This is a genomic window from Caballeronia sp. LjRoot34, from assembly GCF_964253815.1.
GTDB lineage: Bacteria > Pseudomonadota > Gammaproteobacteria > Burkholderiales > Burkholderiaceae > Caballeronia.
The window spans coordinates 299,552-326,136 of sequence record NZ_CAXUSB020000003.1 but is presented as its reverse complement, the minus strand read 5'-3'; the positions used below and the strand labels follow the sequence as shown (position 1 = coordinate 326,136).

The 26,585-nt window shown below is 61.4% G+C and carries 23 protein-coding genes and 1 pseudogene; 17 read left to right on the top strand and 7 right to left on the bottom strand.

Annotated elements, in window-relative coordinates:
• Positions 1-9: 9 nt before the first annotated feature.
• Positions 10-693, bottom strand: a complete 684-nt coding sequence (locus ACSQ36_RS32475; protein ID WP_436185212.1) for a class I SAM-dependent methyltransferase — start codon at positions 691-693, stop codon at positions 10-12.
• 259 nt (positions 694-952) lie between these two features.
• Here ACSQ36_RS32475 and ACSQ36_RS32470 point away from each other — a divergent pair, with 259 nt between their 5' ends.
• The 14 genes from ACSQ36_RS32470 (at position 953) to ACSQ36_RS32405 (ending at position 18,071) form a co-directional block, all read left to right on the top strand.
• On the top strand, positions 953-1,930 hold the full coding sequence (locus tag ACSQ36_RS32470; RefSeq protein ID WP_213763778.1) for a sugar-binding transcriptional regulator: 978 nt from the start codon (positions 953-955) through the stop codon (positions 1,928-1,930).
• On the top strand, positions 1,930-3,558 hold the full coding sequence (locus ACSQ36_RS32465; protein ID WP_436185211.1) for an FGGY-family carbohydrate kinase: 1,629 nt from the start codon (positions 1,930-1,932) through the stop codon (positions 3,556-3,558). Before ACSQ36_RS32470 ends, ACSQ36_RS32465 begins: the two co-directional genes overlap by 1 nt.
• On the top strand, positions 3,555-5,066 hold the full coding sequence (locus ACSQ36_RS32460) for a glycerol-3-phosphate dehydrogenase (protein ID WP_213763776.1): 1,512 nt from the start codon (positions 3,555-3,557) through the stop codon (positions 5,064-5,066). Before ACSQ36_RS32465 ends, ACSQ36_RS32460 begins: the two co-directional genes overlap by 4 nt.
• A gap of 49 nt (positions 5,067-5,115) precedes the next feature.
• Entirely contained in the window at positions 5,116-6,048 is a 933-nt protein-coding gene (locus ACSQ36_RS32455) for a sugar phosphate isomerase/epimerase family protein (RefSeq protein WP_436185210.1), read from the top strand.
• Positions 6,049-6,074: 26 nt separating this feature from the next.
• Positions 6,075-7,100, top strand: coding sequence for a dihydroxyacetone kinase subunit DhaK (locus ACSQ36_RS32450; protein WP_436185209.1), 1,026 nt, complete (start codon positions 6,075-6,077; stop codon positions 7,098-7,100).
• Positions 7,084-7,728, top strand: coding sequence for a dihydroxyacetone kinase subunit DhaL (gene dhaL, locus ACSQ36_RS32445; RefSeq protein WP_436185208.1), 645 nt, complete (start codon positions 7,084-7,086; stop codon positions 7,726-7,728). Before ACSQ36_RS32450 ends, dhaL begins: the two co-directional genes overlap by 17 nt.
• Positions 7,729-7,845: 117 nt before the next feature.
• Positions 7,846-8,502 (top strand): DUF2291 family protein, encoded by a 657-nt coding sequence (locus ACSQ36_RS32440; protein WP_213763772.1) that lies wholly within the window; start codon positions 7,846-7,848, stop codon positions 8,500-8,502.
• On the top strand, positions 8,499-10,049 hold the full coding sequence (locus ACSQ36_RS32435) for a sugar ABC transporter ATP-binding protein (RefSeq protein WP_436185207.1): 1,551 nt from the start codon (positions 8,499-8,501) through the stop codon (positions 10,047-10,049). The genes ACSQ36_RS32440 and ACSQ36_RS32435 overlap by 4 nt, the downstream gene beginning before the upstream one ends.
• 26 nt (positions 10,050-10,075) lie before the next feature.
• The gene (locus tag ACSQ36_RS32430) at positions 10,076-11,173 is read left to right on the top strand and encodes an ABC transporter permease (protein ID WP_213763770.1); all 1,098 of its coding nucleotides are present in this window, start codon (positions 10,076-10,078) and stop codon (positions 11,171-11,173) included.
• A gap of 25 nt (positions 11,174-11,198) precedes the next feature.
• Positions 11,199-12,200 carry a D-ribose ABC transporter substrate-binding protein gene (locus ACSQ36_RS32425; protein ID WP_436185206.1) on the top strand — a complete coding sequence of 334 codons (1,002 nt, stop codon included), beginning with the start codon at positions 11,199-11,201 and terminating at the stop codon, positions 12,198-12,200.
• Positions 12,201-12,330: 130 nt separating this feature from the next.
• Positions 12,331-13,092: a triose-phosphate isomerase gene (locus tag ACSQ36_RS32420; protein WP_436185205.1), complete on the top strand. Its 762-nt coding sequence runs from the start codon at positions 12,331-12,333 to the stop codon at positions 13,090-13,092.
• Positions 13,093-13,133: 41 nt separating this feature from the next.
• Positions 13,134-13,586, top strand: coding sequence for a D-erythrulose-4-phosphate isomerase (gene derI / locus ACSQ36_RS32415; RefSeq protein ID WP_436185204.1), 453 nt, complete (start codon positions 13,134-13,136; stop codon positions 13,584-13,586).
• A 1,195-nt stretch (positions 13,587-14,781) separates the two neighbouring features.
• Positions 14,782-16,305, top strand: a complete 1,524-nt coding sequence (locus ACSQ36_RS32410; protein ID WP_436185203.1) for an FGGY-family carbohydrate kinase — start codon at positions 14,782-14,784, stop codon at positions 16,303-16,305.
• Between the two features lie 38 nt (positions 16,306-16,343).
• On the top strand, positions 16,344-18,071 hold the full coding sequence (locus ACSQ36_RS32405; RefSeq protein WP_436185202.1) for a glycerol-3-phosphate dehydrogenase/oxidase: 1,728 nt from the start codon (positions 16,344-16,346) through the stop codon (positions 18,069-18,071).
• A 151-nt stretch (positions 18,072-18,222) separates the two neighbouring features.
• On the opposite strand, the gene ACSQ36_RS32400 is transcribed toward ACSQ36_RS32405, so the two are convergent.
• The gene (locus ACSQ36_RS32400) at positions 18,223-18,909 is read right to left on the bottom strand and encodes a Vgb family protein (RefSeq protein WP_213763765.1); all 687 of its coding nucleotides are present in this window, start codon (positions 18,907-18,909) and stop codon (positions 18,223-18,225) included.
• A gap of 9 nt (positions 18,910-18,918) precedes the next feature.
• Positions 18,919-20,139 carry a helix-turn-helix domain-containing protein gene (locus ACSQ36_RS32395; RefSeq protein WP_436185201.1) on the bottom strand — a complete coding sequence of 407 codons (1,221 nt, stop codon included), beginning with the start codon at positions 20,137-20,139 and terminating at the stop codon, positions 18,919-18,921.
• 330 nt (positions 20,140-20,469) lie between these two features.
• On the opposite strand from ACSQ36_RS32395, the gene ACSQ36_RS32390 reads away from it, so the two are divergent.
• Positions 20,470-21,270 carry a DUF2182 domain-containing protein gene (locus tag ACSQ36_RS32390; RefSeq protein ID WP_436185200.1) on the top strand — a complete coding sequence of 267 codons (801 nt, stop codon included), beginning with the start codon at positions 20,470-20,472 and terminating at the stop codon, positions 21,268-21,270.
• Between the two features lie 50 nt (positions 21,271-21,320).
• On the opposite strand, the gene ACSQ36_RS32385 is transcribed toward ACSQ36_RS32390, so the two are convergent.
• Positions 21,321-21,944, bottom strand: a complete 624-nt coding sequence (locus ACSQ36_RS32385) for an ABC transporter ATP-binding protein (protein WP_436185199.1) — start codon at positions 21,942-21,944, stop codon at positions 21,321-21,323.
• A gap of 180 nt (positions 21,945-22,124) precedes the next feature.
• Positions 22,125-22,877 (bottom strand): SDR family oxidoreductase, encoded by a 753-nt coding sequence (locus ACSQ36_RS32380; protein WP_436185198.1) that lies wholly within the window; start codon positions 22,875-22,877, stop codon positions 22,125-22,127.
• A gap of 151 nt (positions 22,878-23,028) precedes the next feature.
• Between ACSQ36_RS32380 and ACSQ36_RS32375 the strand changes: the two genes are divergently transcribed.
• Positions 23,029-23,955 carry a LysR family transcriptional regulator gene (locus tag ACSQ36_RS32375; protein WP_436185197.1) on the top strand — a complete coding sequence of 309 codons (927 nt, stop codon included), beginning with the start codon at positions 23,029-23,031 and terminating at the stop codon, positions 23,953-23,955.
• A gap of 131 nt (positions 23,956-24,086) precedes the next feature.
• Here the strand turns inward: ACSQ36_RS32375 and ACSQ36_RS32370 are convergent, their stop codons facing one another.
• Complete coding sequence (locus ACSQ36_RS32370) at positions 24,087-24,800, bottom strand: ProQ/FinO family protein (protein WP_436185196.1); 714 nt, start codon at positions 24,798-24,800, stop codon at positions 24,087-24,089.
• Positions 24,801-24,976: 176 nt separating this feature from the next.
• The gene (locus ACSQ36_RS32365; RefSeq protein ID WP_436185195.1) at positions 24,977-25,558 is read right to left on the bottom strand and encodes a DJ-1/PfpI family protein; all 582 of its coding nucleotides are present in this window, start codon (positions 25,556-25,558) and stop codon (positions 24,977-24,979) included.
• A 286-nt stretch (positions 25,559-25,844) separates the two neighbouring features.
• Between ACSQ36_RS32365 and mnmD the strand changes: the two are divergent.
• Positions 25,845-26,558 (top strand): annotated as a pseudogene (mnmD, locus tag ACSQ36_RS32360) (tRNA (5-methylaminomethyl-2-thiouridine)(34)-methyltransferase MnmD); the annotation flags it as partial.
• Between the last annotated feature and the right edge of the window lie 27 nt (positions 26,559-26,585).

Here is a 26,585-nt window from a genome sequence, read left to right as displayed (position 1 = left end):
TGAGGTCAGTCATCCAATCCGATGCGCACGAAACACCACGGATGCTGGCCTGCGAGTTCGCGGGTCTATCGGCTCTTGCAGTGCGCGAAGCGTCAGTCCGCTAGTCCCTATGAGTTCGAGCCACGTTCCCAATGTCCTGAAGTACCAGGGCGGGGCATCGCTGAATTCGGGACCAAACCCTGCCCGTGAACCTGTCCGCCAGCCGTCCACGTACGGCAGATCACCGCATGAAACAAGCGGATGCAGCGTTTGTACGATCAAGGCCCCATCCGGCGTAAGCAACATTGGAATGGCCCGCAGCAGACCCTCTACCGATTCCTTGCCGAGCAATGAGAAATTGCAGACCACGACATCGGCGCCAAGTTTGAGCCGCCCTTCTGCAATCTCTTCGTAAGACATCACGCGGCTGTCGATCACGCCCGCCTGCTTCGCGGCGAGGGCTAATGCCGGCACGCCATCTATTGCTGTTACCTCGATCCCATTCTGCTGGAGCGCAAGGGCAAGCCAGCCTTCGCCACAACCGATATCTATAACGGTCCGCGGCCTGCACGCGAGGACCGCGTCCAGGATTGCGCGATCGGTCACCAATCGGCGGCTCTCGATTTCGCCGGCACGTACCGCATTCGTCCAGTGCGAAGCGTTCCGCTTCCATGACTCGATTATCTTGCCGTCGCTCAAAGGGTCGATGTTCATCGCTCATCCATCCGTCATGTCGAGCGCAAATCATCCCACGCAGCCGGCCTGTTCAAACGGCCATCAAAAAAATCCCTGAACCGCGCCATTGCAGCCTAGACCCTCGATCCAGGCGGCCAAGCTTTCGGGAGCATGACGCATATCGAGTAAGGGTTATAGCGGATGGCAACCGAGCATTTGCTTGCTATCCTTGGCAAAGATGAAATAAATTACAGCAGACGAAAAAAAAATCAATTTTCGTTTTGCACGTGGAGAAGACATGACGAAATCCGCCGACAGGCGTGATGCCGAAGACAGTCTCGCTATCAGAGCGGCGTGGTTACATTACGCCGCAGGGCAGACGCAGGCCGATGTCGCCATGCGCCTTGGGGTAAGCAACGTCAAGGCGCATCGGCTTATCACGCGCGCCAACCAGAGCGGCGCGGTGAAGGTCACCATCGACGGCGACGTGGCGGAATGCGTCGTGCTGGAAGCGGAAATTGCCGATCGTTACGGGCTTGCGTATTGCGAGGTGGTGCCGGATCTGCACGAGGTTGGCCTGCCGCTGCGTGCCTTGGGCGTAGCCGGAGCGCACTTCCTGCAACGCGAGATCGCGGCTCGCCAAGGGGGGGTGATCGGCATGGGGCATGGCCGTACGCTTGCGGCCGTCGTGGCCGACATGCCGCGCATGGATGCCGGCAAGGTGCGTTTCGTGTCGCTGCTGGGCGGGGTCACGCGCAACTACACGGCGAATCCGTACGATGTGATCCACCGTCTGGCGGAAAAAACCGGCGCCGTATCTTATGTGCTGCCGCTGCCATTTTTCGCCAATACGGCTGAAGACCGGGAGGTATTGCTGTCGCAGCGCGGCGTGCGCGAGGTGTTCGATCTGGCCGCGCATGCGGACCTGATGATCGTCGGTATCGGCACCGCACAGCCCGACGCGCAACTCGTTGCGTCGCAGATGATCGAGCCAGCAGAAATTCACGAAGTGCGCGACATGGGTGGCCTGGGCGAGGTGCTCGGTCACTTTTTCGATCACGCCGGAAAATCCGTTGAAACATCGTTGGCTGCGCGCACGGTGGCCCCCAATCTCGCTGATCTGACCGGCCGGCGAATCGTCGCCATCGCGGGTGGCGCTGAAAAAATAGAGGCGATCCGTGCCGTTCTGAACAGCGGCCTTCTCAGCGGGTTGATCACCGATGAAGCCACTGCCCTGGCGCTGAATGATGGAACACTCAGCGAGGAGGCAGCGTGATGGCTAGCGTCGGACGCGATCTCCTGGTCGGTATCGACGCCGGCACCTCGGTCATCAAGGCGGTGGCCTTCGATCTGGCAGGGCGGCAGATCGCCGTTGCATCGGTTCCTAACCGCTATACCACGAGTGCCGATGGCGCAGCCTTTCAGTCGCTGGACCAGACCTGGGCGGATTGCGCGCAGACGCTGCGTGATCTTGGCGCCAAGGTCGAGGGCCTGGCACGGCGCACCGCGGCGGTGGCGGTGACGGGGCAGGGCGACGGTACCTGGCTGGTCGGCGCGGACAACAGGCCCGCGAGCGACGCCTGGCTATGGCTGGACGCGCGTGCCGCGGATACCGTGCTGCGGCTACAGGGCAGCGCGGCAAGCCGTGCTCGATTCGAGGCCACCGGTACCGGGCTGGCGGCGTGCAGTCAGGGCGCGCAGATCGCGCATATGGCGGCAACGACGCCCGACGTGCTCGACCGCTCCGAAGTCGCGCTGCATTGCAAGGACTGGCTGTATCTCAATCTCACCGGGGTGCGCGCAACGGATCCGTCGGAGGCGAGCTTCACTTATGGCAACTTCCGCACCCGGCGCTATGACGACTCGGTGATCGACGCCCTCGGGCTGACGGCGCGGCGTGGCTTGTTGCCCGAGATTGTCGATGGCACCGAGCTCACCCATGCGCTGTCGCCTGAAGCCGCGGCGGCAACGGGCCTGCTGGCTGGCACGCCGGTGTGCCTGGGGTTCGTCGACATCGTGCTGACGGCGTTGGGCGCGGGCATCCATACCGCTGGTGCCGTCGGCGCCACCTGCTCGATCATCGGGTCGACGGGAATGCATATGCGTGCAGTGCAGAACAGCGACGTGTACCTGAACGACGAGAGCACCGGGTACGTCATCCCGCTGCCAATACCAGGTATGTCGGCGCAGGTTCAGTCGAACATGGCTGCGACCCTGAACGTCGACTGGGTTTTGAATCTGGCATGCGACCTGCTCGCGGAATTCGGCACGCAGCTATCGCAAGTTGATCGGGTGAAACGCATCGATGGATGGCTGCAAGCCGGCCGTCCGGGCGCGCACCTTTACCACCCCTATATCTCCGACGCGGGCGAGCGCGGCCCGTTCGTCAACGCCAACGCGCGCGCCAACTTCATAGGACTCACAAGCGAAAGCCGTTTCCCGGATTTGTTGCTTGCCGTAGTCGAGGGGCTCGGGATGGCCGCGCGCGACTGCTACGCGGCAATGGGCGGCGCGATGCCGGCGGAGTTGCGCCTGACCGGCGGTGCGACCCGGTCGCGTGCGGTGCGTGCGGTGCTCGGCGCGGTGGTCGGCGCTCCGGTGCGAACGTCCACGCGCGAAGAGGCGGGCGCGGCCGGTGCGGCCATGATGGCAGCGGTCGCGCTTGGCGTTTATCCCGACATGCAGGCGTGCATCGCCGATTGGGTCACGCCGCTGTTGGGACCGGTCGAGACGCCCGATCAGGACCTTGTGATGACCTACTCGCAGGCGTTCCCTGTGTACCGGGAGGCGCGACGCGCTTTGGAACCCGTGTGGGATGCAATGGCACGGCAGGCGAGGGGCAGGAGTCATCTCGACGCCCTTGGCGCGGTCAGGCAAGAAGTCGAACGGAGGGTGGTGAGATGAGCGACAGCCAGATGGTCGACCTGTTCGTCATTGGCGGCGGCATCAACGGCGCGGGCATTGCGCGCGATGCCGCGGGCCGCGGGCTGTCGGTGATCCTGTGCGAGAAGGATGACCTGGCGCAGGGTACCTCGTCGCGCTCGGGTAAGCTGGTGCATGGCGGGCTGCGCTACCTTGAGTACTACGAATTTCGGCTCGTGCGCGAGGCGTTGATCGAGCGCGAAGTGCTGCTCAACGCCGCGCCGCACATCATCTGGCCGATGCGTTTCGTGCTTCCGCATAGTCCGGACGATCGCCCGGCGTGGCTGGTTCGGCTAGGCTTGTTTTTATACGATCACCTTGGCGGGCGCAAGAAGCTGCCGGGCACGCGAACCCTCGACCTGCTGCGCAGTCCCGAAGGCGCGCCGATCAAGGACCAGTACCGCAGGGGTTTCGAATATTCCGACTGCTGGGTCGATGACGCGCGCCTCGTGGTGCTCAACGCGGTGGATGCGGCGCAGCGCGGCGCGCAGGTGTTCACGCGCACAGCGTGTACCTCGGCGCGGCGCGAAGGTGGCGCGTGGCGCATCGAGTTGCGTAACACGCGCACCGGCGCCACACGTGTGGTCACCGCCCGGGCCCTGGTCAATGCCGCGGGGCCTTGGGTGGCCGATGTCATCGAGCGCGTGGCAGGCGGTCATTCGACCCGCAAGGTGCGGCTGGTCAAGGGCAGCCATATCGTCACGCCGAAGTTCTGGGACGGTCCGCATTCCTACCTGGTGCAGAACCATGACAAGCGCGTGATTTTCATCAATCCCTACGAAGGGGACAAGGCGCTCATCGGCACCACGGATATCCCCTGGAACGGTGCGCCGGAAAACGTGGCGATCGATGAAGCGGAAGTCGACTACCTGCTGGCGGCGGTGAATCGTTACTTCAAGCAGCCGCTGCGGCGCCAGGACGTGGTGCAGACCTTCTCGGGCGTGCGCCCGCTTTACGACGACGGCAAAGGCAATCCTTCAGCGGTGACGCGCGACTATGTGTTCGATCTCGATACCACTGGCGGCGCGCCTCTGCTCAACGTCTTCGGCGGCAAGATCACGACTTTTCGCAAGCTCTCCGAGCACGCGTTGCAACACCTGCGGTCGACTTTTCCCGACATGGGGAAAGACTGGACGGCCACGGCGACGCTGCCCGGCGGTGAGATCGAGAACGCCGACGTGCCGCAATTCATTGCGCGTTTGCAGCGCGAGTTTGCCTGGCTGCCGCGGGCTTTGATGCTTCATTACGCGCGAACCTACGGTGCACGCACGGCGCAGGTGATCGACTCCGCCAACTCGGTTGCCGATCTCGGTCGACAGTTCGGACCGAATTTCTACGAGGCGGAAGTGCGCTACCTCATGACGAATGAGTGGGCCGAGACGGTGCCGGACATCCTGACGCGGCGCACCAAGCACGGACTGCACATGAGTACTGAGCAAACGGCTGCGTTCGGTGCCTGGTTCGACGGCCTCGACAGAAAATCCGCCTGAGCCGAGCCACGATCGATCCACCTACAACACGAGACAACACGAGACGAAAATGGCTTTCACGCTCGCACTCAACACCAACCCATTGGTGAATCGCTTCGCCGAGCCGGATGATCTCATCGACGCCATCGCGCACAAGATGAAGATCCGCGACGTGCAGCTCACGCACGAATTCATCAACCCGTCGTGGCCCGCTGCAGTGACGCGGCGTCTTACGCGCCAGATGCGCGCGGCGATGGCGCGAACCGGTGTGCGGATCACCTCGGGCATGACCGGCCCCTACGGGCGGCTGAACCACTTCGGGCATCCGGATGCCGACGTGCGGCGCTATTACGTCGACTGGTTCAAGACATTCGCGGACATCACCGCCGATCTGGGCGGCAAGTCAATCGGCACCCAGTTCGCCATCTTTACCTACCGCGACTACGACGATATCAACCGGCGCGAGGCGCTGATCCAGACCGCCATCGATTGCTGGGCCGAGGTCGCCGAACACGCCAAGGCCGCCGGGTTGCAATACGTGTTCTGGGAGCCGATGTCGGTCGGGCGCGAGTTCGGCGAGACGATCGCCGCGTGTTTGGCGCTGCAAAAACGGTTGAGCGCTGCAAACATGGCGGTGCCTATGTGGATGATGGCCGACATAGATCACGGCGACATTACCAGCGCGAACCCCGATGACTTCGATCCCTATGCCTGGGCACGCGCGGTGCCGCGTGTCTCGCCGATCATCCATATCAAGCAATCGTTGATGGACAAGGGCGGCCATCATCCGTTCACTGCCGAGTTCAATGCGCGTGGCCGTATTCAGCCCGCTCCGCTGATCTCAGCGCTTCAGGAAGGCGGTGGAAAGGATAACGAAATATGTCTGGAGTTGTCGTTCAAGGAACGCGAACCGAAGGATCGACAGGTCGTCGAGCAGATCGCTGAATCGGTGGCGTTCTGGGCTCCGCATTTCGATACCGGCGTTTCCGACCTGAACATTTGAAGGACGTGACTGCGATGCAAGGCGCGATGACACAGAAACTGATCAACGACGGCAATGCCGCCGTCGACGAGATGCTGGACGGCGTGATGGCCGCACACGGCGACTTGCTGCAACGCCTCGACGGTGCGCCGCGTGCGATCGTCGCGCGCCACGGACCGCGCCCCGGAAAAGTGGCGCTGGTGATCGGCGGCGGATCGGGGCACGAGCCGACTTTTTTGGGTTTTGTCGGCAAGGGATTGGCCGACGCAGCGGCGGTCGGCAATGTCTTCGCCTCGCCGCCGCCGCAACCGGCCGTCGATGCGGCACTGGCCACGCACGGAGGTGCCGGGGTGCTGTTCATGTACGGCAACTATGCCGGCGACGTGATGAATTTCGACATGGCTACGGAGTTGCTTGAGTTGGAGGGCGTCGAGGCGCGCACGGTGCTGACCACCGATGACATTGCCTCCGCGCCGCGCGATCAGCGCGAACAACGACGCGGCGTGGCAGGCAACGTGTTCATTTTCAAAGCTGCCGGTGCGGCAGCCGATCTGATGATGTCACTGGACGAGGTGGAGCGGGTGGCGCGTCACGCCAACGCCCGCACCTTCACGTTAGGCGTAGCGCTTGCGCCGTGTTCGTTGCCTCAGACGCGGCGCGCGAATTTCGACATCGCCGCGGGCGAGATGGAAATCGGCATGGGCATTCACGGCGAGCCGGGGATGCGCCGCGAGGAGCTACGTCCAGCCGATGCCGTGGTTGACGAGATCATGGACGCCATCCTGGCTGAGATGGGCGCGGAGAAGGGAGACCGCGTGGCGGTGCTGGTGAACTCGCTTGGCGCAACGCCGCTGATGGAGCTGTACATCATGAACCGCCGCGTCTCGCAGCGATTGGCGGAGGCTGGGTTGATCGTACATCGCACGCTGGTCGGGCCGCTGTGTACATCGCTCGAAATGGCCGGCGCCTCGATCACGCTGATTCATCTTGACGAGGAACTGCAGCGCTTGCTGGATCATCCGTGCAAGTGCGCGATGTACCAACAGGAGGCTGGCGATGCTGACGACCGGTGACATTGCGCGCTTGTTCCGCCAGCTCGCGGAAACCATTGGCGCGGCGCGAGATGAGCTGTGCCGGCTCGACGGTGTGATCGGCGATGCCGACCACGGTATCGCGATGGCGGACGGATTTGCTGCGGCATCCTCTGCGATTGATGCGCTGTCTGAGGAAGCCACGCTTGCCGATCAATTCAACGCGGCGGCGAAGGGATTCCTGAACGCGGTCGGCGCGTCGTCGGGGCCGCTTTACGCCACCGCGTTCATGCGTGCGGCCAAGGCGGCTGGAGCACGCGCAGAAATGCCGATGATCGAAGCGCCGACGCTGATCATAGCGATGGCCGATGGCATCCGGTCGCGTGGCAAGGCGGAGCAGGGCGAAAAGACCATGGTCGACGTCTGGACGCCTGCCGCCGCAGCGGCGGAGCAAGGCATGGCGAGCGGGCTGCCGCTGCGCGAGATCATGACGCGGATACGCGACGCAGCAACGGAAGGCGCTGAGTCCACCAAATCGATGGTAGCGACCAAGGGGCGATCGGCGCGGCTCGGTGAGCGCAGTCTTGGACATATCGATCCGGGGGCGGCGTCCGCGACGATAGTACTCAATGTGATCGCTGAAGATTGGGGGCAACGTGGCACAGCATGAACTGACAGACGACAGGCGTGACCGGGACAGTAAGCCCTTATGCGCGGTGGACGCGGAAGGATTCAGCACCACGCCCGCTTTGCATTTCCGTAGTTCAGAAGGTCAGGAGGTGTTCTCATGAGCACAATTAGCCCAACGATAAATCGTCGCTCCCGGCGCGGCGTGCGCGCAGCAATCGCCGCGGTGCTGGCGGTGATTCTGATCGTAGCGATGGCCTTGAGCACCAAGGCCGTGAAGATCGGGTCTGCCAGCGATACCCAAGTCAAGACTTTCGATCCCGCTGCCTACGGCGAGGCGCAATTTCCGAAAACACAGGCGGCAATCGAGAGTCGCGCGGTCAGCGCCGACACACTGGCCGCGGCAATCGCCAAGGACCAGGACGCCGCCGGCAAGCAGTACGGCGTGGCAGGCGGCGGCATTGGCCCTGAAATCTCGGTCAAGTTCGACGGCGTGGCAGGTAGTGAGGACAGCGGGATCTATACCGTGAAGGTGCCGAACGTGCCTGACTCGGTGATCATCCGCGTGCAGACCGGCCCGGCGATCAACGGCACCGACTTGCGCGACGCAACCGGCACCATCAGCTTTGAGCAATTCACCAACCAGATCGACTATCAGAACGCCGGATACGCGATCAACACGGCGATGAAAAAGGCGGTGCTGTCGAAGGTCGATGCGGCCAAGCTGACGGGCAAAACTATCTCCGTTGTGGGCGTATTCCAGTTGATCAATCCGAATGGCTGGCTGGTGACGCCGGTGAAGCTGGACGTGAAATGAGCACCCTGAACCAACCCTCCCAAACCCAATCCGCGGCCGGCGAAGTCCTGCTGTCGGCACGCGACATCGTCAAGTCGTATGGCGGCGTGCATGCGCTGAAGGGTGTGAATTTCGACATCCATCGCGGCAAGGTCACCACTTTGTTCGGCGAGAACGGCGCGGGCAAATCGACCTTGATGAAGATTCTCGCCGGAGTGGAGAGGCCCACATCGGGACATATCGAACTCGATGGTCAGCGCGTCGCTTTTGCTTCGTCAAATGATGCGCGCGATCACGGTATCTCGATCATCCATCAGGAGTTGAGCCTCGCGCCCAACCTCAGCGTGCGTGACAACATCTTCATGGGCCGGGAACTGCGCTCGGCGACCGGCGTGAACTTCGCCGAAGAAGCGCGGCAGGCGCGGGCGCTGATGGCCGATCTCGAGGAGGAAATCGACCCGTTGACGCGCGTGCAGGATTTGCGCCTGGGCCAGCAGCAGGTCGTCGAAATTGCTCGCGCGCTCTCCGTGCAATCGCGCATCCTCATCATGGATGAGCCGACTTCAGCGCTGAGCGCGTCCGAGGTCGAGGTGCTCTTCAAGGTGATCCGCGATCTGACCAGCCGCGGCGTGTCGATTGTCTACATCTCGCATCATCTCGAAGAGGCGCTGCAAATCACCGACTACGCGGTGGTGTTGCGCGACGGCAGGATGACGGCAACGGCCGAAGCCCGCGATATCGACCTCGCGTGGATCGTGCGCAACATGGTGGGAGAGAACTTCGATCTCGGTTCGCCGCCGACAGGCTACGCGTTCGGTGACGTAGCACTGGCTATCGAAGATGTCAGCGTTGCCGATGACGCCGGGTCCGGCATTTCCGTGGTTGACCATTTGTCACTCGACGTGCGAGCGGGCGAGATCGTGTGCATCTACGGATTGATGGGGGCAGGGCGCACGGAACTGCTTGAGGCTGTGGCCGGCCGCTCTGCGGTGACGGGTGGAAAGGTCCTTCTCGAAGGCGAGGACATTGCCCCCTTGAGCATCGCCGGACGTATTGGCAGGGGCCTTGTGCTGGTGCCGGAGGATCGCCAGCGCGATGGCCTGGTGCCGACCATGAACGTCGGCGCCAACCTGTCGCTCGCGAGCATCGGCACCTTCGTCAGAGGGTTGCTGCTGTCCTTCTCCCGCGAGCGTGCGCTCGTCGACCAGTCGATCCGGAACGTTCACGTCAAGACGGCGGGCCCGGGTGCGCCTATCGGCTCGTTGTCGGGCGGCAACCAGCAAAAGGTTGTCATCGGCAAGATGCTCGCTACGCGTCCAAAAGTCATTCTGCTCGACGAACCCAGCCGTGGCATTGATATCGGCGCCAAGGCAGAAGTCTTTCGCCTGCTCAGCGAGAGCGCCACGAAAGGCCTGGCCGTGGTGTTCTCCACGTCCGAAGTGGGTGAATGCCTGAGCATCGCGCATCGCATCGTCGTCATGCGCCGCGGCAAGATTTCCGCAGAATTCGGCACTGATGCCACCAAAGACCAGATCATGGCCGCCTCCGGCGAAGCCGTGGTGATCTGATCATAGAAATGCCTGGAGACCTGAACATGAACGACTCCGCCAAAACTTCCACGTCAACCCGCGCCAGCCGGTTCGGCGACGGTTTCGACATCGGCAAGATGCTGCTCGAAGGACGTGCATTCTTTGCGCTGATCGTGATCATCATCGTATTTTCGTTTCTCTCGCCGTATTACTTCGCAGTCGAAAACTTCCTTACGATGGCCTCGCATGTGGCCATCTACGGCATCCTCGCAATTGGCATGCTGCTGGTGATCATCAACGGCGGAATCGACCTGTCGGTCGGGTCCACGCTCGGCCTGTCCGGCGTGGTCGCGGGGTTCTTCCTGCAGGGTGTGACGCTGAACCTGTTTGGTGTCGTGCTGTATCCGGCGGTCTGGGTCGTGGTGGTGCTGTGCTGCCTGCTTGGCGCTTTCATCGGCCTGGTTAATGGCGTGCTTATCGCGCGTTTCAAAGTGCCGGCCTTCGTCGCCACGCTCGGGGTGATGTATGTGGTACGGGGACTTGCTCTCCTGATGACCAACGGCCTGACCTACAACAACCTGGGCGGCCACGCGGATCTGGGTAATGTCGGATTCAATGGGCTCGGCTTTGACCGTCTGTTCAATGTCCCCGTCGGCGTCCTGATCCTCGCGGTCATCGGGATCTTGGGCAGCGTCATGCTTACCCGCACCGCCTTCGGTCGCTGGCTCTACGCCTCCGGCGGCAACGAGCGCGCAGCCCAGCTCTCCGGCGTTCCGGTGAAAAGAGTGCAGATCAGCGTGTACATGATGTCCGGCGTCTGTGCCGCCATCGCCGGGTTGATCCTGTCCTCGCAGCTCACGTCCGCAGGTCCGACGGCCGGCACGACCTATGAACTGACGGCCATCGCCGCCGTGGTGATAGGAGGCGCGTCACTGATGGGCGGCACCGGCAACATCCGCGGAACGCTGCTCGGCGCCTTCGTGATCGGTTTCCTGTCCGACGGCCTCGTGATCATCGGCATTTCCTCCTACTGGCAAACGGTGTTCACCGGTGCGGTCATCGTGCTCGCGGTGTTGCTCAACGCCATTCAATATCGCCGCCGCGTCAAGCGCCCTGCGCCGACCGCCGGTCAACCCACTTCTCCACAAGGCGGCAAGGCCTGAGCCGCGCCACCGGACCCCGAGAAGAATGTCTTATCCCGACGCCATCACTAATCATAAAAGGAGACTTACCATGACAACCAAGAGAAGAACCCTGCTGCTCGCCGCCGCCGTCGCCTTGGCTGCGCCTTTGTTCGCAAGCCAGGCTCATGCAGCGGGAGGGCTCGTGACCATCATCGTCAACGATCCCTCGAACCCCTACTGGCTCACCGAAGGCAACGTTGCCGCCGCCGAGGCGAAGAGGCTCGGATACACCGCGAACGTTGCGGCTTCGAAGGGCGACACCAACGCCGAGAGCCAACTGATCGACACCGCCATCACCAACAAATCGGTCGCGATCATTCTTGATCCGGCGAATGCCAGCGGGTCCGTCGGTGCGGTGAAAAAAGCGGTGGCTGCCAATATTCCGGTTTTCCTCGTCAATGCCGAGATCAACCAGGAGGGCCTGGCCAAGGCGCAGCTCGTTTCCAACAATGCACAGGGTGCGGCGCTGGGCGCGCAGCAATGGGTGAAGGACGTCGGGTCGAAGGGCAACTACGTCGAGCTGCTCGGCTCGCCGTCCGACAACAATGCCGCCACGCGTTCCAACGGCTACACGTCCGTGCTCAGTCAGTATCCCGATCTGAAGAAGGTCGGATCGCAAGTGGCTGACTGGGATCGCACCAAGGGCTTTAACGCCATGCAGAGCCTGTTGCAAGCGCACCCGGACATCATTGGTGTGATCAGCGGCAACGACGAAATGGCGCTGGGTGGGATTGCCGCGCTTAAGCAAGCGGGCAAACTCTCGAGCATCAAGGTGGGTGGTTTTGACGGTTCGCCGACGGCGGTTGCAGCGGTCAAGGCCGGCGAGTTGCAGTACACGGTACTGCAACCGGTTGCCACGTTTTCGGTCAAGGCGGTGCAAGAGGCCGATCAGTTTCTGAAGACCGGCAAGACGGGCGCCAAGACTGAAAAGCAGCTCTTCGATTGCATTCTTATCACCAAGGCTAACGTGGATAAGTACACCTCTGCATTTACGCTTTCGAAGTGATGCTACGGCTTGAACCCGCAGCCCGCCGAAGGGCGCTTGCGGTTTTTCACCCTGCGCACCGGGGTGGTACGACTCACCCCGGCGCGGCGCGCAGCAGCGCCAGTTCGTGCATCTGATTGACGACATCATCATGACCCATTCCCCTTTCTGGATCGGTACCAGCTGGAAAATGAACAAGACCCTGGCGGAGGCGCGCGCTTTCGCCGAGGGTCTGCTCACCGGCGCCGCCGACCCGCGGATGCAGCGCTTCGTGATTCCGCCCTTCACCGCGATCCGCGAAGTCAAGGCAATACTCGCGGATACCACGGTGAAGGTCGGCGCGCAGAACATGCACTGGGCCGATCATGGCGCCTGGACCGGTGAAATCTCACCGTCGATGCTGGTCGATTGCGCCATGGATCTGGTCGAACTCGGTCACTCCGAGCGGCGCGAACATTTTGGCGAGGCCGATGTCACGGTAGGACTGAAGGTCGAGGCGGCGGTGCGCCACGGGTTGACGCCGCTGATCTGCATTGGCGAGACGCTTGCCGATCGCGAAGGCGGGCGAGCAGCCGACGTGCTGGCTGCCGAAGTACGCGGCGCGCTGGCTCGATTGACGCCGGAACAACACACGGCCCCGATCCTGCTCGCGTACGAGCCGGTTTGGGCTATCGGCGAGGGCGGCATACCGGCCAGTGCCGACTATGCCGATGCTCGGCAGGCGGAGATCATCGCGGTGGCGCGAGACATTCTTGGCCGCCGTGTACCGTGCCTTTATGGCGGCTCGGTCAACCCCGGCAACTGTGCTGAACTCGCTGCTTGCGAACATATTGACGGACTGTTCATTGGGCGCTCTGCCTGGGACGTGAATGGGTATCTGGACATCCTGGAGCGTGTCAGGGCGGTGCTCTGAGCTGTCCGCATGCGTGGAACTTCAAACTGAAGGAGATCATCATGAAACTTGCAGTTGCCGGAGATAGCGCGGGGGCGGGGCTGGCCCATGTGCTGGCTGAACACCTTAAGGACCGCTTTGAGGTTTTTGAAGTTTCGACCAATGAGGCAGATCCGAAGGAGTTCTATGCGAATTTGTCTGATCGTGTGGCTTCGGGCGTGATACGCGGTGATTACGACCGGGCTATTCTGGTCTGTGGCACGGGGATCGGTGTCAGTATTTCGGCTAACAAGATACCCGGAATTCGCGCTGCGTTGTGTCACGATACCTATTCGGCGGAACGCGCGGCGCTGTCGAATAATGCGCAGATCATCACGATGGGTTCGCGGGTGATTGGGACGGAGGTGGCCAAGAGCATTGCCGATGCTTTTCTGGCGCAGACCTTCGATGAGAATGGCCGTAGCGCTGGCAATGTGGCGGCGATTAATGAGGTTGATTCCAAGTACCATCGGTGAGGGGCCCGGGCGCGGGCGCTGTCGCCGGAGGGGTTTTGTGGTGGGGGGATGGGATGTTGGGGTTAGGGGTATGCGCCGGGGTGGTGGTTTCAGTGTTAGCGGTCAGGGGTTGATGCCGGGGTGGTCGGTTCTCGGGTTAGTGGTCGAGGTTAATGCCGGGTTGCTGCTTTCGGCGTTAGCGGTCTGCGTGAGTTGGATTTTCTCTTTATCACTATTAGCCACTGTGCGTGGCGGCACGTCATTTCTTTGTCCAAAGCGACAAAGAAACGAAGCAAAGAAAGCGCTTTTAAAACACGCTACCCTAAGTGTCCACAGCGTGCAGTTTTGATTCATAGGTGCCCCAAAAGCACGGTGCTCGCCAGAGCGACGGATGTGTGAACCCCTCCTTCTCGCGAATCCTGACACGAACACGCTTCGCCCCGTACGCTCTCGGGCAAGCACAATTGCTAAGGAACCCGCACGGCCTTACGGGTATTTACGGCTACGGTTTTTTGACAGGTTAGCTACCGGGTCCGTGCGACCGTATTCATAGGCCGCAGCTTCATGCGTGTTTGTGTTTACTGCTTCAGTTTTTTGTGAATTGGCTGCGCGTTCTGTACGGCTATTTTCGTCGGTTACGGCCGCCCGCATCTTCGCGGCTTCGTTTCTTGGCGGGTTGGCGACGAGGTTCGAGGCGCGTACACATTGGAGGGAGGTCGTCCGCGGATAGCGCGGGGTGCTCCTTGGGCAGGTTCAATCACTGGTGGCGAAGCGTATGGTTCCTTGGCAATTGTGCTTGCCCGAGAGCGTACGGGGCGAAGCGTGTTCGTGTCAGGATTCGCGAGAAGGAGGGGTTCAAACATCCTTCGCTCTGGCGAGCACCGTGCTTTTGGGGCACCTATGAATAGAAACTGCACGCTGTGGACACTTAGGGTAGCGTGGTTGAAAGCGTTTTCTTTGCTTCGTTTCTTTGTCGCTTTGGACAAAGAAATGACGTGCCGCCACGCACAGTGGCTAATAGTGATAAAGAGAAAATCCAACTCACGCAGACCACCACGGCCGAAAGCACCAACCCGGCATTGACCCCGACCGCTAACACCGAAAGCACCAACCCGGCACATACCCCTAACACCGAAGCCACGACCCCCAAACCTAGCAACCTGCCCCCCAACCCCGAGTGCGAACGGAAAAAAACCTCTAATGGATCGGAGCCACAATGGCGACATATCTGCTGGGCCTAGACAGCGGCTCGACCGCGACCAAGGCCGTTATCTTCGACACCACCGGTCGCACCGTGGCCGTAGGCTCCCGGCGTGTGGAGCAGCGGCAGCCGCGTCCCCGCTACGTCGAACGCGACATGGAAGAAACCTGGGCAGCGGCAAGTGGCGCCATTCGCGATGCGCTCGCGCTTAGCCAAGTGCCCGCCGAGGCGATCGCCGCTATCGGCGTAACCGGACACGGCGACGGCCTCTACCTGGTCGACCACGCCGGTGCTCCGCTCGGCCCCGGCATTCTGTCGCTCGACAGCCGGGCCTTCGACGTTCGCGATCAATGGCGCGAAGCCGGCGTGCTGCAACAGGCACTGGAATTGACCGGGCAGCAGCCGTATCCCTACGCCGCCGTCAGCCTGCTCAAATGGATCCAGGTCAACGAACCCGAGCGGTACGCAAAAATCGGCCATGTGCTCTTCTGCAAGGACTGGCTTCGTCTCTGTCTGACTGGCGTCCCGGCAACGGACCCAACGGAAGCCAGTTCATCCTTTACCGATGTCCGCACGCAACAGTACAGCGGCGATGTTCTGGATCTATACGGCCTCGCGTCCATTGGCCGCGCGTTACCGCAAATCGTGTCGTCCACGGCACTCGCAGGACGGGTCACCGCACAAGCTGCCGCGCTAACCGGTCTGAAGGAGGGCACGCCGGTCGCCTGCGGGTTGCACGATGTCACCTCCAGTGCCGTGGGGCTAGGCAACACCGAGCCGGGTATCTTGTCCATCACGGCGGGGACGTTCAGCATCAACGAGATCCTGTCGGACCGTCCGCAACTGGATCCGCGCTGGTCGTGCCGTAACGGCACACGTCCCGGTCAATGGATGAACATGTCGATTTCACCGGCCTCATCGAGCAATGTCGACTGGTTCCTGCGTGAATTTTTTGCCCACGAAGCGCAACAGGCTTCGCAACGCGGATGCTCGCTGTTCGACCTGATCGGAGACGAATTACAGGCGGCATTCGCCGAGCCGAGTTCCGTCATGTTCCATCCATTCCTGTTCGGCTCCCCCTTCGAGCAGCCCGCGAGCGCCTCGTTTTTTGGCATCCGCGGCTGGCACCGTCGCGCCCATCTGGCGCGGGCCGTGCTCGAAGGCATGGTCTTCAATCACCGATACCATGTCGAAGCACTGACCAGCGCGCTTCCGGCGCAGCGGGCGGGGCTGACCGGTGGAGGATCATCAAGCCCCATGCTCGCCCAGTTGTTTGCCGATACCATCGGGATTCCTATCGATATGCCGGAAAGTCAGGAAGCGAGTGCACTTGGCGCAGCGCTCTGTGCCGGCGTGAGCGCAGGAGTGTTCGCATCCCTGGCGGAGGCCGCCGCGCGCGCATGCCGCATCCAGCGGACACACCAGCCGGACGCGGAACGTCACGGCCAGCTCACCGAGGCGTATACCCTGTACATGCAGCTCATTTCAGGCATGAACCCATTGTGGCCGGCGCTCGACCGCGCAGCCACTGCGCATTGATGACGACATTGATGATGACATTGATCACGAGACAAGCAATGACCGAACGATCCCGCGAATTCTTTCTCGACCGGCTTACGCAACAGCGCCGTGTCAGCGTGCTAATTGTTGGTGGCGGAATTAATGGAGCAGGACTATTCCGCGACCTGTCGTTGCAACAGGTCGATTGCCTGCTGATCGATAAAGCGGACTTCGCCTCAGGTGCAAGTTCGGCGCCATCGAGGCTCATTCACGGCGGCCTCAAGTATCTTGAAACCGGTGAATTTGGCCTCGTTGCCGAATCCACGCTGGAACGCAATCTCTTGCTGAAAAACGCACCGCATTTTGTACGGCCACTGGAGACGGTACTGCCGATTCATTCGTACTTTGGCGGCATCGTTGCGTCTACGCTGCGATTTTTCGGTGTCAAGTCGAAGCTCGCCGACCGCGGTGCGATCATTTCAAAACTCGGTCTCACGATCTACGATTTTCTCGGTCGCCATCACCGGACGATGCCGCGCCACCACGTCGCGCTCAGAAGACGTTCTCTTCAAAGCCTGCCATTGCTCGATCCCGCCATCAAGGCAACCGCCACGTATTTCGACGCACAGGTGACGCAAGCCGAACGACTGAACTACGAATTGGTAGCAGACGGACTGGCCGCTTGCGAGGAAGCTGCGGCTGCGAACTACGTGACGGTTGATCACGTGGAAGGCGACACGGTCTGGCTGCGGGATCTCGTGTCAGAGCGGTTTTTTCCTGTGACACCGACCCTCATCGTCAACGCCGGTGGGGCCTGGATCGACAGTGTGAACCAGGCGCTCGGTATCAAGCGAAAGTACATCGGTGGGGCAAAGGGGTCTCACCTGATCGTGACGCATGCTGAGCTTCATGCGCAACTGCGGGGCCGCATGGTGTACTTCGGCTCGAAGGACGGTCGCATTTGTCTTGTCTATCCGTTTATGGACCGGCTTCTGGTCGGTTCGACCGATATCCGCGTAAGTGATCCTGACCAGGTTCGCTGCGAGGACAGTGAGGTCGACTATATGCTCGGCGTATTGCGGGAGATTTTTCCTCGCCTGGAACTGGATGCATCGAACATCACGTTTCGCTATAGCGGCGTGCGGCCGTTGCCCTATTCCGATGCCACGAATCCGGGCGACGTGAGTCGCGATCACGTGGTGCACGTCGATCATCTGCCTGACACTCAAACTGCTGTGCTTTCGCTGGTGGGCGGCAAATGGACAACCTTCCGGGGATTTGCCGAATCCGTCGCCGACGATACGCTCAAGCGTCTCGGACGTTCGCGCAGGGTCAGCACTCGCGACGAAGCTATCGGTGGAGGCCATGATTTTCCACTGACCTCAGGGGATCGGACTACCTGGATCAACGAGCTTGCCGCGCGTTGCGACGTTCCGGTTGAACGAGCTGAAACCTTATTCTCGCGTTACGGTACAAGTGCATCGGTCATCGCAGCATTCTGCTCGTCGATACACGACGGGCTCCCTGACAGCCCGCTCGCAAGTGAGCCGAGTTATACAGTGCGAGAGGTTCAGTACCTATGCGAGCACGAAGCAGTGACGCATCTTGCAGATCTGCTTTTCCGTCGCACGACGATCGCCATCTCCGGTCAATTGACCGGCGCCGTGCTGGCTGAAACTGCGGCGATCGCGGCGAGTTCGCTGGGATGGGATGCTATCCGCATGCGGCGCGAAATCGAATCGTCCCGCGACATCGCCCAGCAGCGCCATGGAATGGTGATTAGGGATACTGAGCTTACGCATTAGTTCAGTAGTTGGCAGCCTGAACTTAGACGAATCCCGGTGCGGACCTACGCTGAAATGCGGCAGCGGGGGTTGATTGCAACAGGCCGTGATGTCTGCCCGATGCTTGCGGAGCGCGTGAGGTCTTTCCGCGCAGCGCGCCGGTCTGCCTGGACTATTCGCTAGTAGAGTCGACGGGAATCCCGGCGTCGCTGCTGGCCGAGGAGTCTCGCCTGGGGCGGCGAACAGCTCTTACCTTCCCGCTGTTTCCACCGCCGCAGAAGAATTGCTCGCCGCCATCGGATTCAAGTCCCGACACGCCGGCTCCGGGCGGCATCTCAAGGCTCTCCAGGACCTCTCCCGTTTGCGAATCGACATGTCTCAGCTCGCTCGCGTCGTCTTCCCAGGTGCCGTGCCAGAGCTCGCCGTCAACCCAGGTGACACCGGTGACGAAGCGGTTGGATTCTATGGCGCGAAGAATCGCCCCCGTTTCAGGATCGACCTGATGGATCTTCCGGCTCCGATACTGCCCCACCCAGAGCGTCCCTTCGGCCCACGCGAGCCCCGAGTTACCGCCGCCACCGGGTGCCGGGATCGTGGCGAGCACCCGGCCGGTTTCAGGATCGATCTTCTGGATAAGATCCCCGGCAATCTGGAACAAGTGTTGGCCGTCGAAGGCCGTTCCTGCATCGGCGGCGACATCAAGCGAGTGCAGCGGGTTTCCGCTCGCCGGGTCGAAGGCGTTCAGCTTGTCTCCGGATCCGAACCAGACATGCTGACCGTCAAACGTGACCCCAGACACGCTGTCGACACCCGGAAAGGGTCCATATTCACGGATGATTTCGGCTTCTGATCGTTTCATGTTGCCATCCTAATCACTGGGTAGTGAAGTGGGGAGTAACAAGCTTGTCGCGAATCCCGGCACGGGCGGTGTCATCCAGCGACGTGCCCGTCCGCGGCCAAACGACTGCACCTTGCCTGCTGCAGCAAGCGAGTCCAATGAACGCTGTACGGTACGCTGGCTGGCTCCCAGCACAAGCGCGAGAGCTGAGCTCGTCCACGACTCACCGTCGGCGAGGAAGACAAGCACCGCCGCATGCTTGTCTTCAACGGGCCGTGCCATCACGACCACTTCGCGCGCAATACGCGGCACCAGCACGAACCCTCGCTTCGTCGCGCTCACGCCGGCCAGCGTTCCAAGCACGGTACGAAGCCGTCCGACTTCGACACGCAAGCGCGCGCGATGCGATTCATCGGCGTGTTTCGCCCGGAATGCCCGCGCGATGAGCGTGTCCCTGGGCACGTCTTCGGGCCACGCTTCGCCCAGCGCGCGTGCGAGCGCGAACAAGATTGGACGTCTCGCGAGCGAGACCACGGCGCTTGCATCGCGTACGAGCTGGCGGCATGCATCCACAACAAGCACCTTCGACGCCAGTAATACTTCGATATCCTCAAGGAATAGGAGTCGCTCCTCACCACCCGAAATCAAGCGCGCGGCGGGCGTATTCAGTATGAGGGATGCACTTGCGACCTCCGCGATGAGCGCAAGAATACCCGCATGGTGCGCGGCGCGTTTGGCCCGGGCAAGCGCCGCGCGCGCTGTCTTGGTCTGGAGGCGCCGCATCGCGATCCCCGCAACGACCAGTTCGTGGACGGCCTTCAACGCGGGCGGGAAGGGCGTGGGGTCTAGCTTGGCGAGCTTCCGCTCAGCTTCATCGAGACGTCCGATCAGGAGGAGGCGCCGGACTTCCAAATACCGCGCATGCGCGGCGTTGACGCGGTCACCGTGTGCTTCGAGTGTCGCCCGCGCTGCGTCGAGCGTCTTCGCAGACCAGCCCAGGTCTCTTGAGGCGAGCGCGATCTCGACCTCGGCGACGACACACCTCGCGCGCGCTGCGGCTTCTTTCGGACCGAACGCACGCGCGGCACTTCGCATGAGAGCCTTCGCTCGAACAAGATCGCCGAGCTGTGCCATTGCGATGCCTCGGAGCGCGAGTGCGGGCGCGTCGTCGCGCAAGGCTATCCGGTTCAGTGCGCCGAGAGGGTCACCCGAGGCGAGCGCACGCGCCGCGACCGCAATTAATGGGTCCATGGTCTATCTGAATCCCGCCACACTTGTCACTCCCATCGTTCGATGCCCGGTACTAATCTATCACCAACCTGCATGTCGGATCGGGAGTTGAACGAACGACGAAGAACACCTGACGGTGGGAAGATGCGTGACGACACGCATAGCCGGGACGCGTGAAGAATAGTTGTCAGCGTGACTCGAGTTGCTCGAAGCGGAGAAGAAATTCACACGCCGTGAGGACGAGTTGGCACGGCAACGTCAGGCGCTGCGGTGGGTCTGAGTCGACAAGGACTACCGATTCGAGACCAGGGTCTCGCTCGCACAAACGGGAGGCAGAAGATGCCACAAAGCATGGTTTCCGAACGAGTTTCCCAGAGAGCTTTCTTTGGCGTCTCGGCGCTGCTTTTCTCCGCCAGTGCAGCGGTGACAATCGTCTGGTGTGCGTCCATGTCGGCGATGGGCGAGATGCCAATGCCCGGCGGCTGGACCATGTCCATGGCGTGGATGCCGATGTGCGGACAGACGTGGCCCGGCACTGCGGCCTCGTTCATCGGCATGTGGGTCGCAATGATGATTGCGATGATGCTGCCATCCCTCGCGCCGATGTTGTGGCGCTACCGTCAGGCCGTTGGCAGGACTGGCGAGACAGGGCTGGATCGGCTGACCGCGCTGGTGGGCGCCGGGTACTTCTTCGTGTGGGCCGTGTCTGGAGTGGCCGTCTTTGCGCTGGGGGGCACGCTGGCGGCGGTCGAGATGCAGTCGCCATCGCTCGCGCGCGCCGTTCCGGTCGCGTCCGGCGTGGTCGTCCTGATCGCCGGCGCGCTCCAGTTCACACCGTGGAAGGCGCATCATCTGGCGTGCTGCCGGGCTATGCCGGGGCAGGGTTGTATGTTGAAGGCGTTGCAGACGGACGTCGGCACGGCCTGGCGACATGGCCTGCGCCTTGGTCTTCACTGCAGCACCTGCTGTGCCGGCCTGACGGCGATTCTTCTGGTGATTGGTGTCATGGATCTGCGCGTGATGGCCGCCGTGACGGCAGCTATCACTGCCGAACGTCTTGCACCGGCCGGTGAGCGCGTGATGAGGGCTATCGGAGGGGTTGTCGTCGTGGCGGGGTTGGTCCTGATCCTGCGAGCAATGAGGCTTGGATGAAGCATCGCGCAACCGCGACTATCGTGGGAGCATGCGCCTCGAGCATCCGCCTACACCCCCGCGCCAAGCTCAGCAAAACTGATCATTTTCGCGCTACAAGCCTGCGTAAAATCCACGTCATAGCTCGAAAAGAAAACCGTCCGGTCTTCGCTCAAGGTCTTGAACAAATCGATCAGAACAGCGCGCGCGGGGGCATCGAGGCCAGCCACTGGCTCATCCGCGATAACGACCTTCACATCGCCCAGTACCGCCGCCGTCAGGAAGATTTTCTTGCGTGTACCAAACGACATTTGCTCGAAACGCTTCTCGAGATGTGGTGTCAAGCCAAAGCGGTCGGCCAAGTCGAGCGCCTGACTGTCGACGGTGGTTTTTCGGTTCGATGCCACCCATTCCAGATACTCGCGACCCGTCTGCAGCGAGTACGGCATGCAGTCGTCGGGCACGTACGCGACTAGCGACTTCGCCTCGAGCGGGGCGCTACGCATCGAGTGCTTGTTTATCCATACCTCACCTTCGTCAGGTTCGATCTCACCAGCGAGGATACCGAGCAAGATGGATTTTCCGCTGCCGGTTTCATCGTTCAGCGCCACGCATCCAGTGCCGGCGCCATAGCGCAGTCCTTGAAAGATAATGCGCTCGTCGTAACGTTTGCAGAGGTTCTCGAATCGAAGCATGGGTTGCAGACTTTGTCAGAAGAAGAATGGCCGCGCGGCTGCGGCGGATGCCGGTTGGCATCCGCCGGGCGGCAAGGATTGTGTGGAAATTGACACTGCGGCAAGTGTAGCAGCGCACGCAGGCGCGCTTGGACGGACAGGCCAGCGCGCCTGTGAACCACCCGCGCTGGCCACCCGCAATCAACCGTTCAGTATCCGTCCGCCATCCACCACGATTTCTGCACCGAGCGTCCACGCGGACTCATCCGACGCCAGATAGACCACGGCCTTGGCCACTTCCTCAGGTGTTCCGAACCGTCCGGCAGGAATGGTATTGATGATCTGTTGAGTAACTTGCTCGCGGTAGGCGTCGGGAATGTTGAGCTTGTCGTATAGCGGAGTATCGACGGGCCCGGGACTGACCGCATTGACGCGGATACCACGCGGCAGCAGTTCGCTTGACAGGGTTCGGGACAGGCTGAGCAAGGCTGCCTTGGTCGCTGCATAGACGCTCGACTGGGCGGCGCCGACGTGCGCATTGATCGACGTGTTCAACACCACCGAGGCGGGTTTGCTGAAGATGGGCAGTAGCGCCTGAGTCAGGAAGTACGGTCCCTTGACGTTGATAGCGAAGGAGTGATCGAACAGCGCTTCCGTCCATTCCTCGATCGGTACCCATACCGATATACCGGCATTGAGGAAAGCTACATCGAGTTGACCATAGTGCTCCTTGACCGCTTGCGCGAGCGCGTTCTGTGCGTCGACACTAGCGGAGTCGGCGCACAGCACGGGCACTTCCTTGCCGAGGATATTGCGGGCGTTCTCGATAGAGTCCAGGTTGACGCCAGTGACAATGACGCGTGCGCCTTCGGTCAGAAACTGCTTCGCAGTTTCCAAACCAATGCCGCTGGTACCGCCGGTAATGAGGGTGCGTTTGCCTTGAAGACGAGGCATGGAAAATCTCCGGTAAATGAATGAACAGTCGACGGTGCTTAGCTGGCGCCGCCTCGCTGTACAGACAGAATGGAGTCATTTGCGTGCGGGGATAAGTGGGTCGAAAGGTATATCATTCATGCTCTCATTGCATAAATGATCAGGACGCACCTTGGATCGTTTCCTCTTGATGAAATGCTTTGCCCGGGCGGTCGAGACCGGGAGTTTTTCTGCGGCCGCCAGGGAACTGGGCATTGGCCAGCCTAACGTCAGCCGCTATGTCGCTGCGCTGGAACAGCATCTTGAAACACGGCTGATGCAGCGATCCACGCGCAGGCTGACCCTTACTCCCGAAGGTGAGCGCTACTACGCCGAGGCCCGACGGATACTGGACGCTGTCACCGAGGCCGAATCGACCGCCCGTGGTGACGATCAGCCTTCAGGCCTGCTACGCGTGGCATGTCCCACGACGCTTGGGAGGATCCACTTGCTGCCGTTGGTGCGTCCGCTTCTGGAGCGTCATCCCAAACTTGAGCTCGAATTGCAGATCAGCGATCGCTACGTCGATCTGGTCAATGAAGCGGTCGAACTGGCCATTCGCATCGGCAATCTTGAGGACAGTACGCTGCGTGCTCGGCGTATCGGTATGTTCCAAAGGGTTTGCGTCGCAAGCGTCGATTACCTTGCGCGTCGCGGCATGCCGCGCACGCCGGGTGACTTGCGCGATCACGATTGCATCGTCTATACATTGTTGTCGTCGGCCGGAACATGGCACTTTTGCGATACCGAGGTCTCCGTTACGGGGCGTCTGCGCGTCAATTCACCGGACGCTGTCCGCGAGGCGGTGCTGCAAGGCATCGGCGTTGGATATGGACCTCTTTGGCTGTTTGAAGACGCGCTGCGAACTGGGTCCGCACGTTTGATACTGCGCGACTACATTGGGCCGCCGGTGCCGCTGCAGATTGTCTACGCGGCAAGTCGGCTGTTGCCACGACGCGCGGTGGTTTTCATGGATTTCATAGCGGAGGCTTTCGCCGCCATTCCCGCGCTCAACGAAAACGGTCTGGCTGCGATCGATGCGCCGGCAGCCGACGCGTGACACACGTGTGCGCTTGGAACAGGGCATTGAATCATCCGGTCCGAATACGGAATTTATCAGGACACCGTCGTTAACTGAGCGCGCGGGGGAGAGGCTGCGGCGGCGCCGCAAACCTCCCGCTCCCATCCGCTTTATCCAGCAACCTTCTCAGAATCCGCAACGGCTGCCTTTTCAGCAACCACTGCATTCTCAACAACCGCCACCTTTTCAGGAGCCGCCGCCTTCGACGCGACTCTCGCCAAACGGCCTTCTTCCAGCTTCGTCGCGCGGACGCCATCTTCAGGCGATACCCGTCCGGCTTCCTCGCCCGAGAGGTCGACCCGAATTGCGCCTTCAACCATCGACGTCCAGTAACGGCTGCCACGGCACCAGATCTTGATCGCCGCCCGCAACTCGGTCTCGGTCAGCGCCAACTCTGCGGCGTGTGCGAGAAGATCTTCGAAAATTCCGATCTTCAGCGGCACCTTGGGCGACGGGTTTTTCGGGAACGCTTTAGGAAACCGTTTTTGCAGCTTCCCGATGGTCAATACCACAGGGTCCACGGGTTTCGACCTGACCGCGACGGGAGCGGCAGGCCGGGCTGGCCGAGGAGGGCGCGGCGGCTTGGTGACGGGCTTCGAGACCGGTGTGGGGGCGGGCTGCTTAGAGGCATGCTTGGGGGCAGGCTTATGCGCAGGCTTCGCCACGGGCTTCGATTGCGCGCGTTTCGCCTGTTGCTCTTTCTCGAGTTGTTGTTTCAATACAGCGAGCTGTTCAAAGCCCATAGCACATGACCAGGCAAGTAAAAGGTCAATTCTAGCAGCCCGCCACTCCCGGTGTTCTACTTGTCCGGGCAGGCGGAACAATCCTCAGTCAATTGCAGCACCCGTCGACGCCGGCAACGGCCCGAAAGCGGCCGCCATACGCCGATGAATAGCAGGGTGGACGCGACGTGCATCCACCTTCCAGGAACGCTCTCAGGGCCCTCTAATCGTGCCCCCGGCGGCCGCTACTATAGCCGCCGCTGCAATCGCCGTATCGCTCAGAGCGAGATTTCGGTCCCAAGCCGTGCGAGGAACTGACCTAGCCATTGCGGATGAGCGGGCCACGCCGGAGCCGTAACGAAATTGCCGTCAGTGACGGCGCTGTCCACTTCGATGTCCGCGTAGTCGGCGCCGGCCAACCGGACTTCCGGCGCACAAGCGGGGTAGGCGGAAATCCGCTTGCCGCGAATGACGTCGGCTGCCGCCAGCAACTGCGCGCCGTGACAGACCGCGGCGATCGGTTTTTCGGCAGCGGCGAACTGCCGTACGATTTCGATTACCCGTTTGTTCAGCCGCAGGTATTCGGGCGCACGGCCACCGGCGATCATCAGCGCGTCGTAACGGGTGACATCGACGTCATCGAAATTCGCATTCAGCGCGAACAGATGACCCGGCTTTTCAGTGTATGTCTGGTCGCCCTCGAAGTCGTGAATCGCGGTCTTGATCTTGTCTCCGCTTTTCTTCCCAGGGCACACGGCGTGCACCGTATGGCCGACCATTTGCAGCGCCTGGAAAGGCACCATCGTTTCATAATCTTCCGCAAAATCGCCGGTCAGAAATAAGATCTTCTTGGCTGCCATGTTGTTCTCCTGTCAAAGAAAATCACGCGCGAACGCGGCCCGGTCAAACCGGAACCGCTCGATTTATCTTAGCTCGTCTTCATGGCAAAACGGGGATACTTTGCCGCCTGCCGGATAAATCGCGATTGAGCATCGCGCCATGGCGAGGCTTTCTTCGGTGCATTTTTTGCCGAAGGCCGGCCGTTTTTGCTAACGTGCTGAACCTTTACCGGACCGCGCGACAATGACGCGGCCGTGGCCCGTCAAACATGATTCCCCCGCAGTCCCTCCCTGACAACCGACCCGCATGACCGATCCGCTGATTCCCGCCACGCTTGCGTTCCGCCCCAACGGGTCGCCGTATTCACCTGAATACGGCGATATCTATCACAGCATCGTGGGCAGTCTTGCCCAGTCGCAGTATGTATTCTTGCAGGGCAACGGCTTGCCCGGACGATGGCAGGAGCGTCAGGCATTTACCGTGCTTGAAACCGGTTTCGGCATGGGCATCAATTTCCTGACGACATGGGCCGCGTGGCGCGCCGATCCCGCGCGCAGCGAACGGCTCCATTTCGTGTCGATCGAAAAGCACCCGTTTTCGGCGGACGATCTGCTTCGCGCCTACGCGGTGACCGTGGACGATGCATCGGTTCTCGCGCTGGCCGACACGCTCGCCGCGGCGTGGCCGGCGCTGGACCCCGGCACGCACCAGCTCGATTTCGACGATGGCAGCGTCACGTTGACGCTTATATTCGGCGACGCCGTGGATATCCTGCCCACGCTGCGGTTGCGCGCGGATGCGTTTTATCTCGACGGTTTTGCGCCGGCGAAAAATCCTGAACTTTGGACGCCCGCGATCTTCAATTCACTCGCCGCCCTGGCAAGTGACGACGCAACGTTTTCCACCTACACCAGCGCCGGCGATGTGAAACGCGCGCTGCTGCAAGCGGGTTTTGAATATCGGAAAGTGGCAGGCTTTGGGTGGAAACGCGCGATGCTCGTGGGCCACTTTGTGCGGCGCTAACAGGCCCGTGGAAAGCCAGTAAAC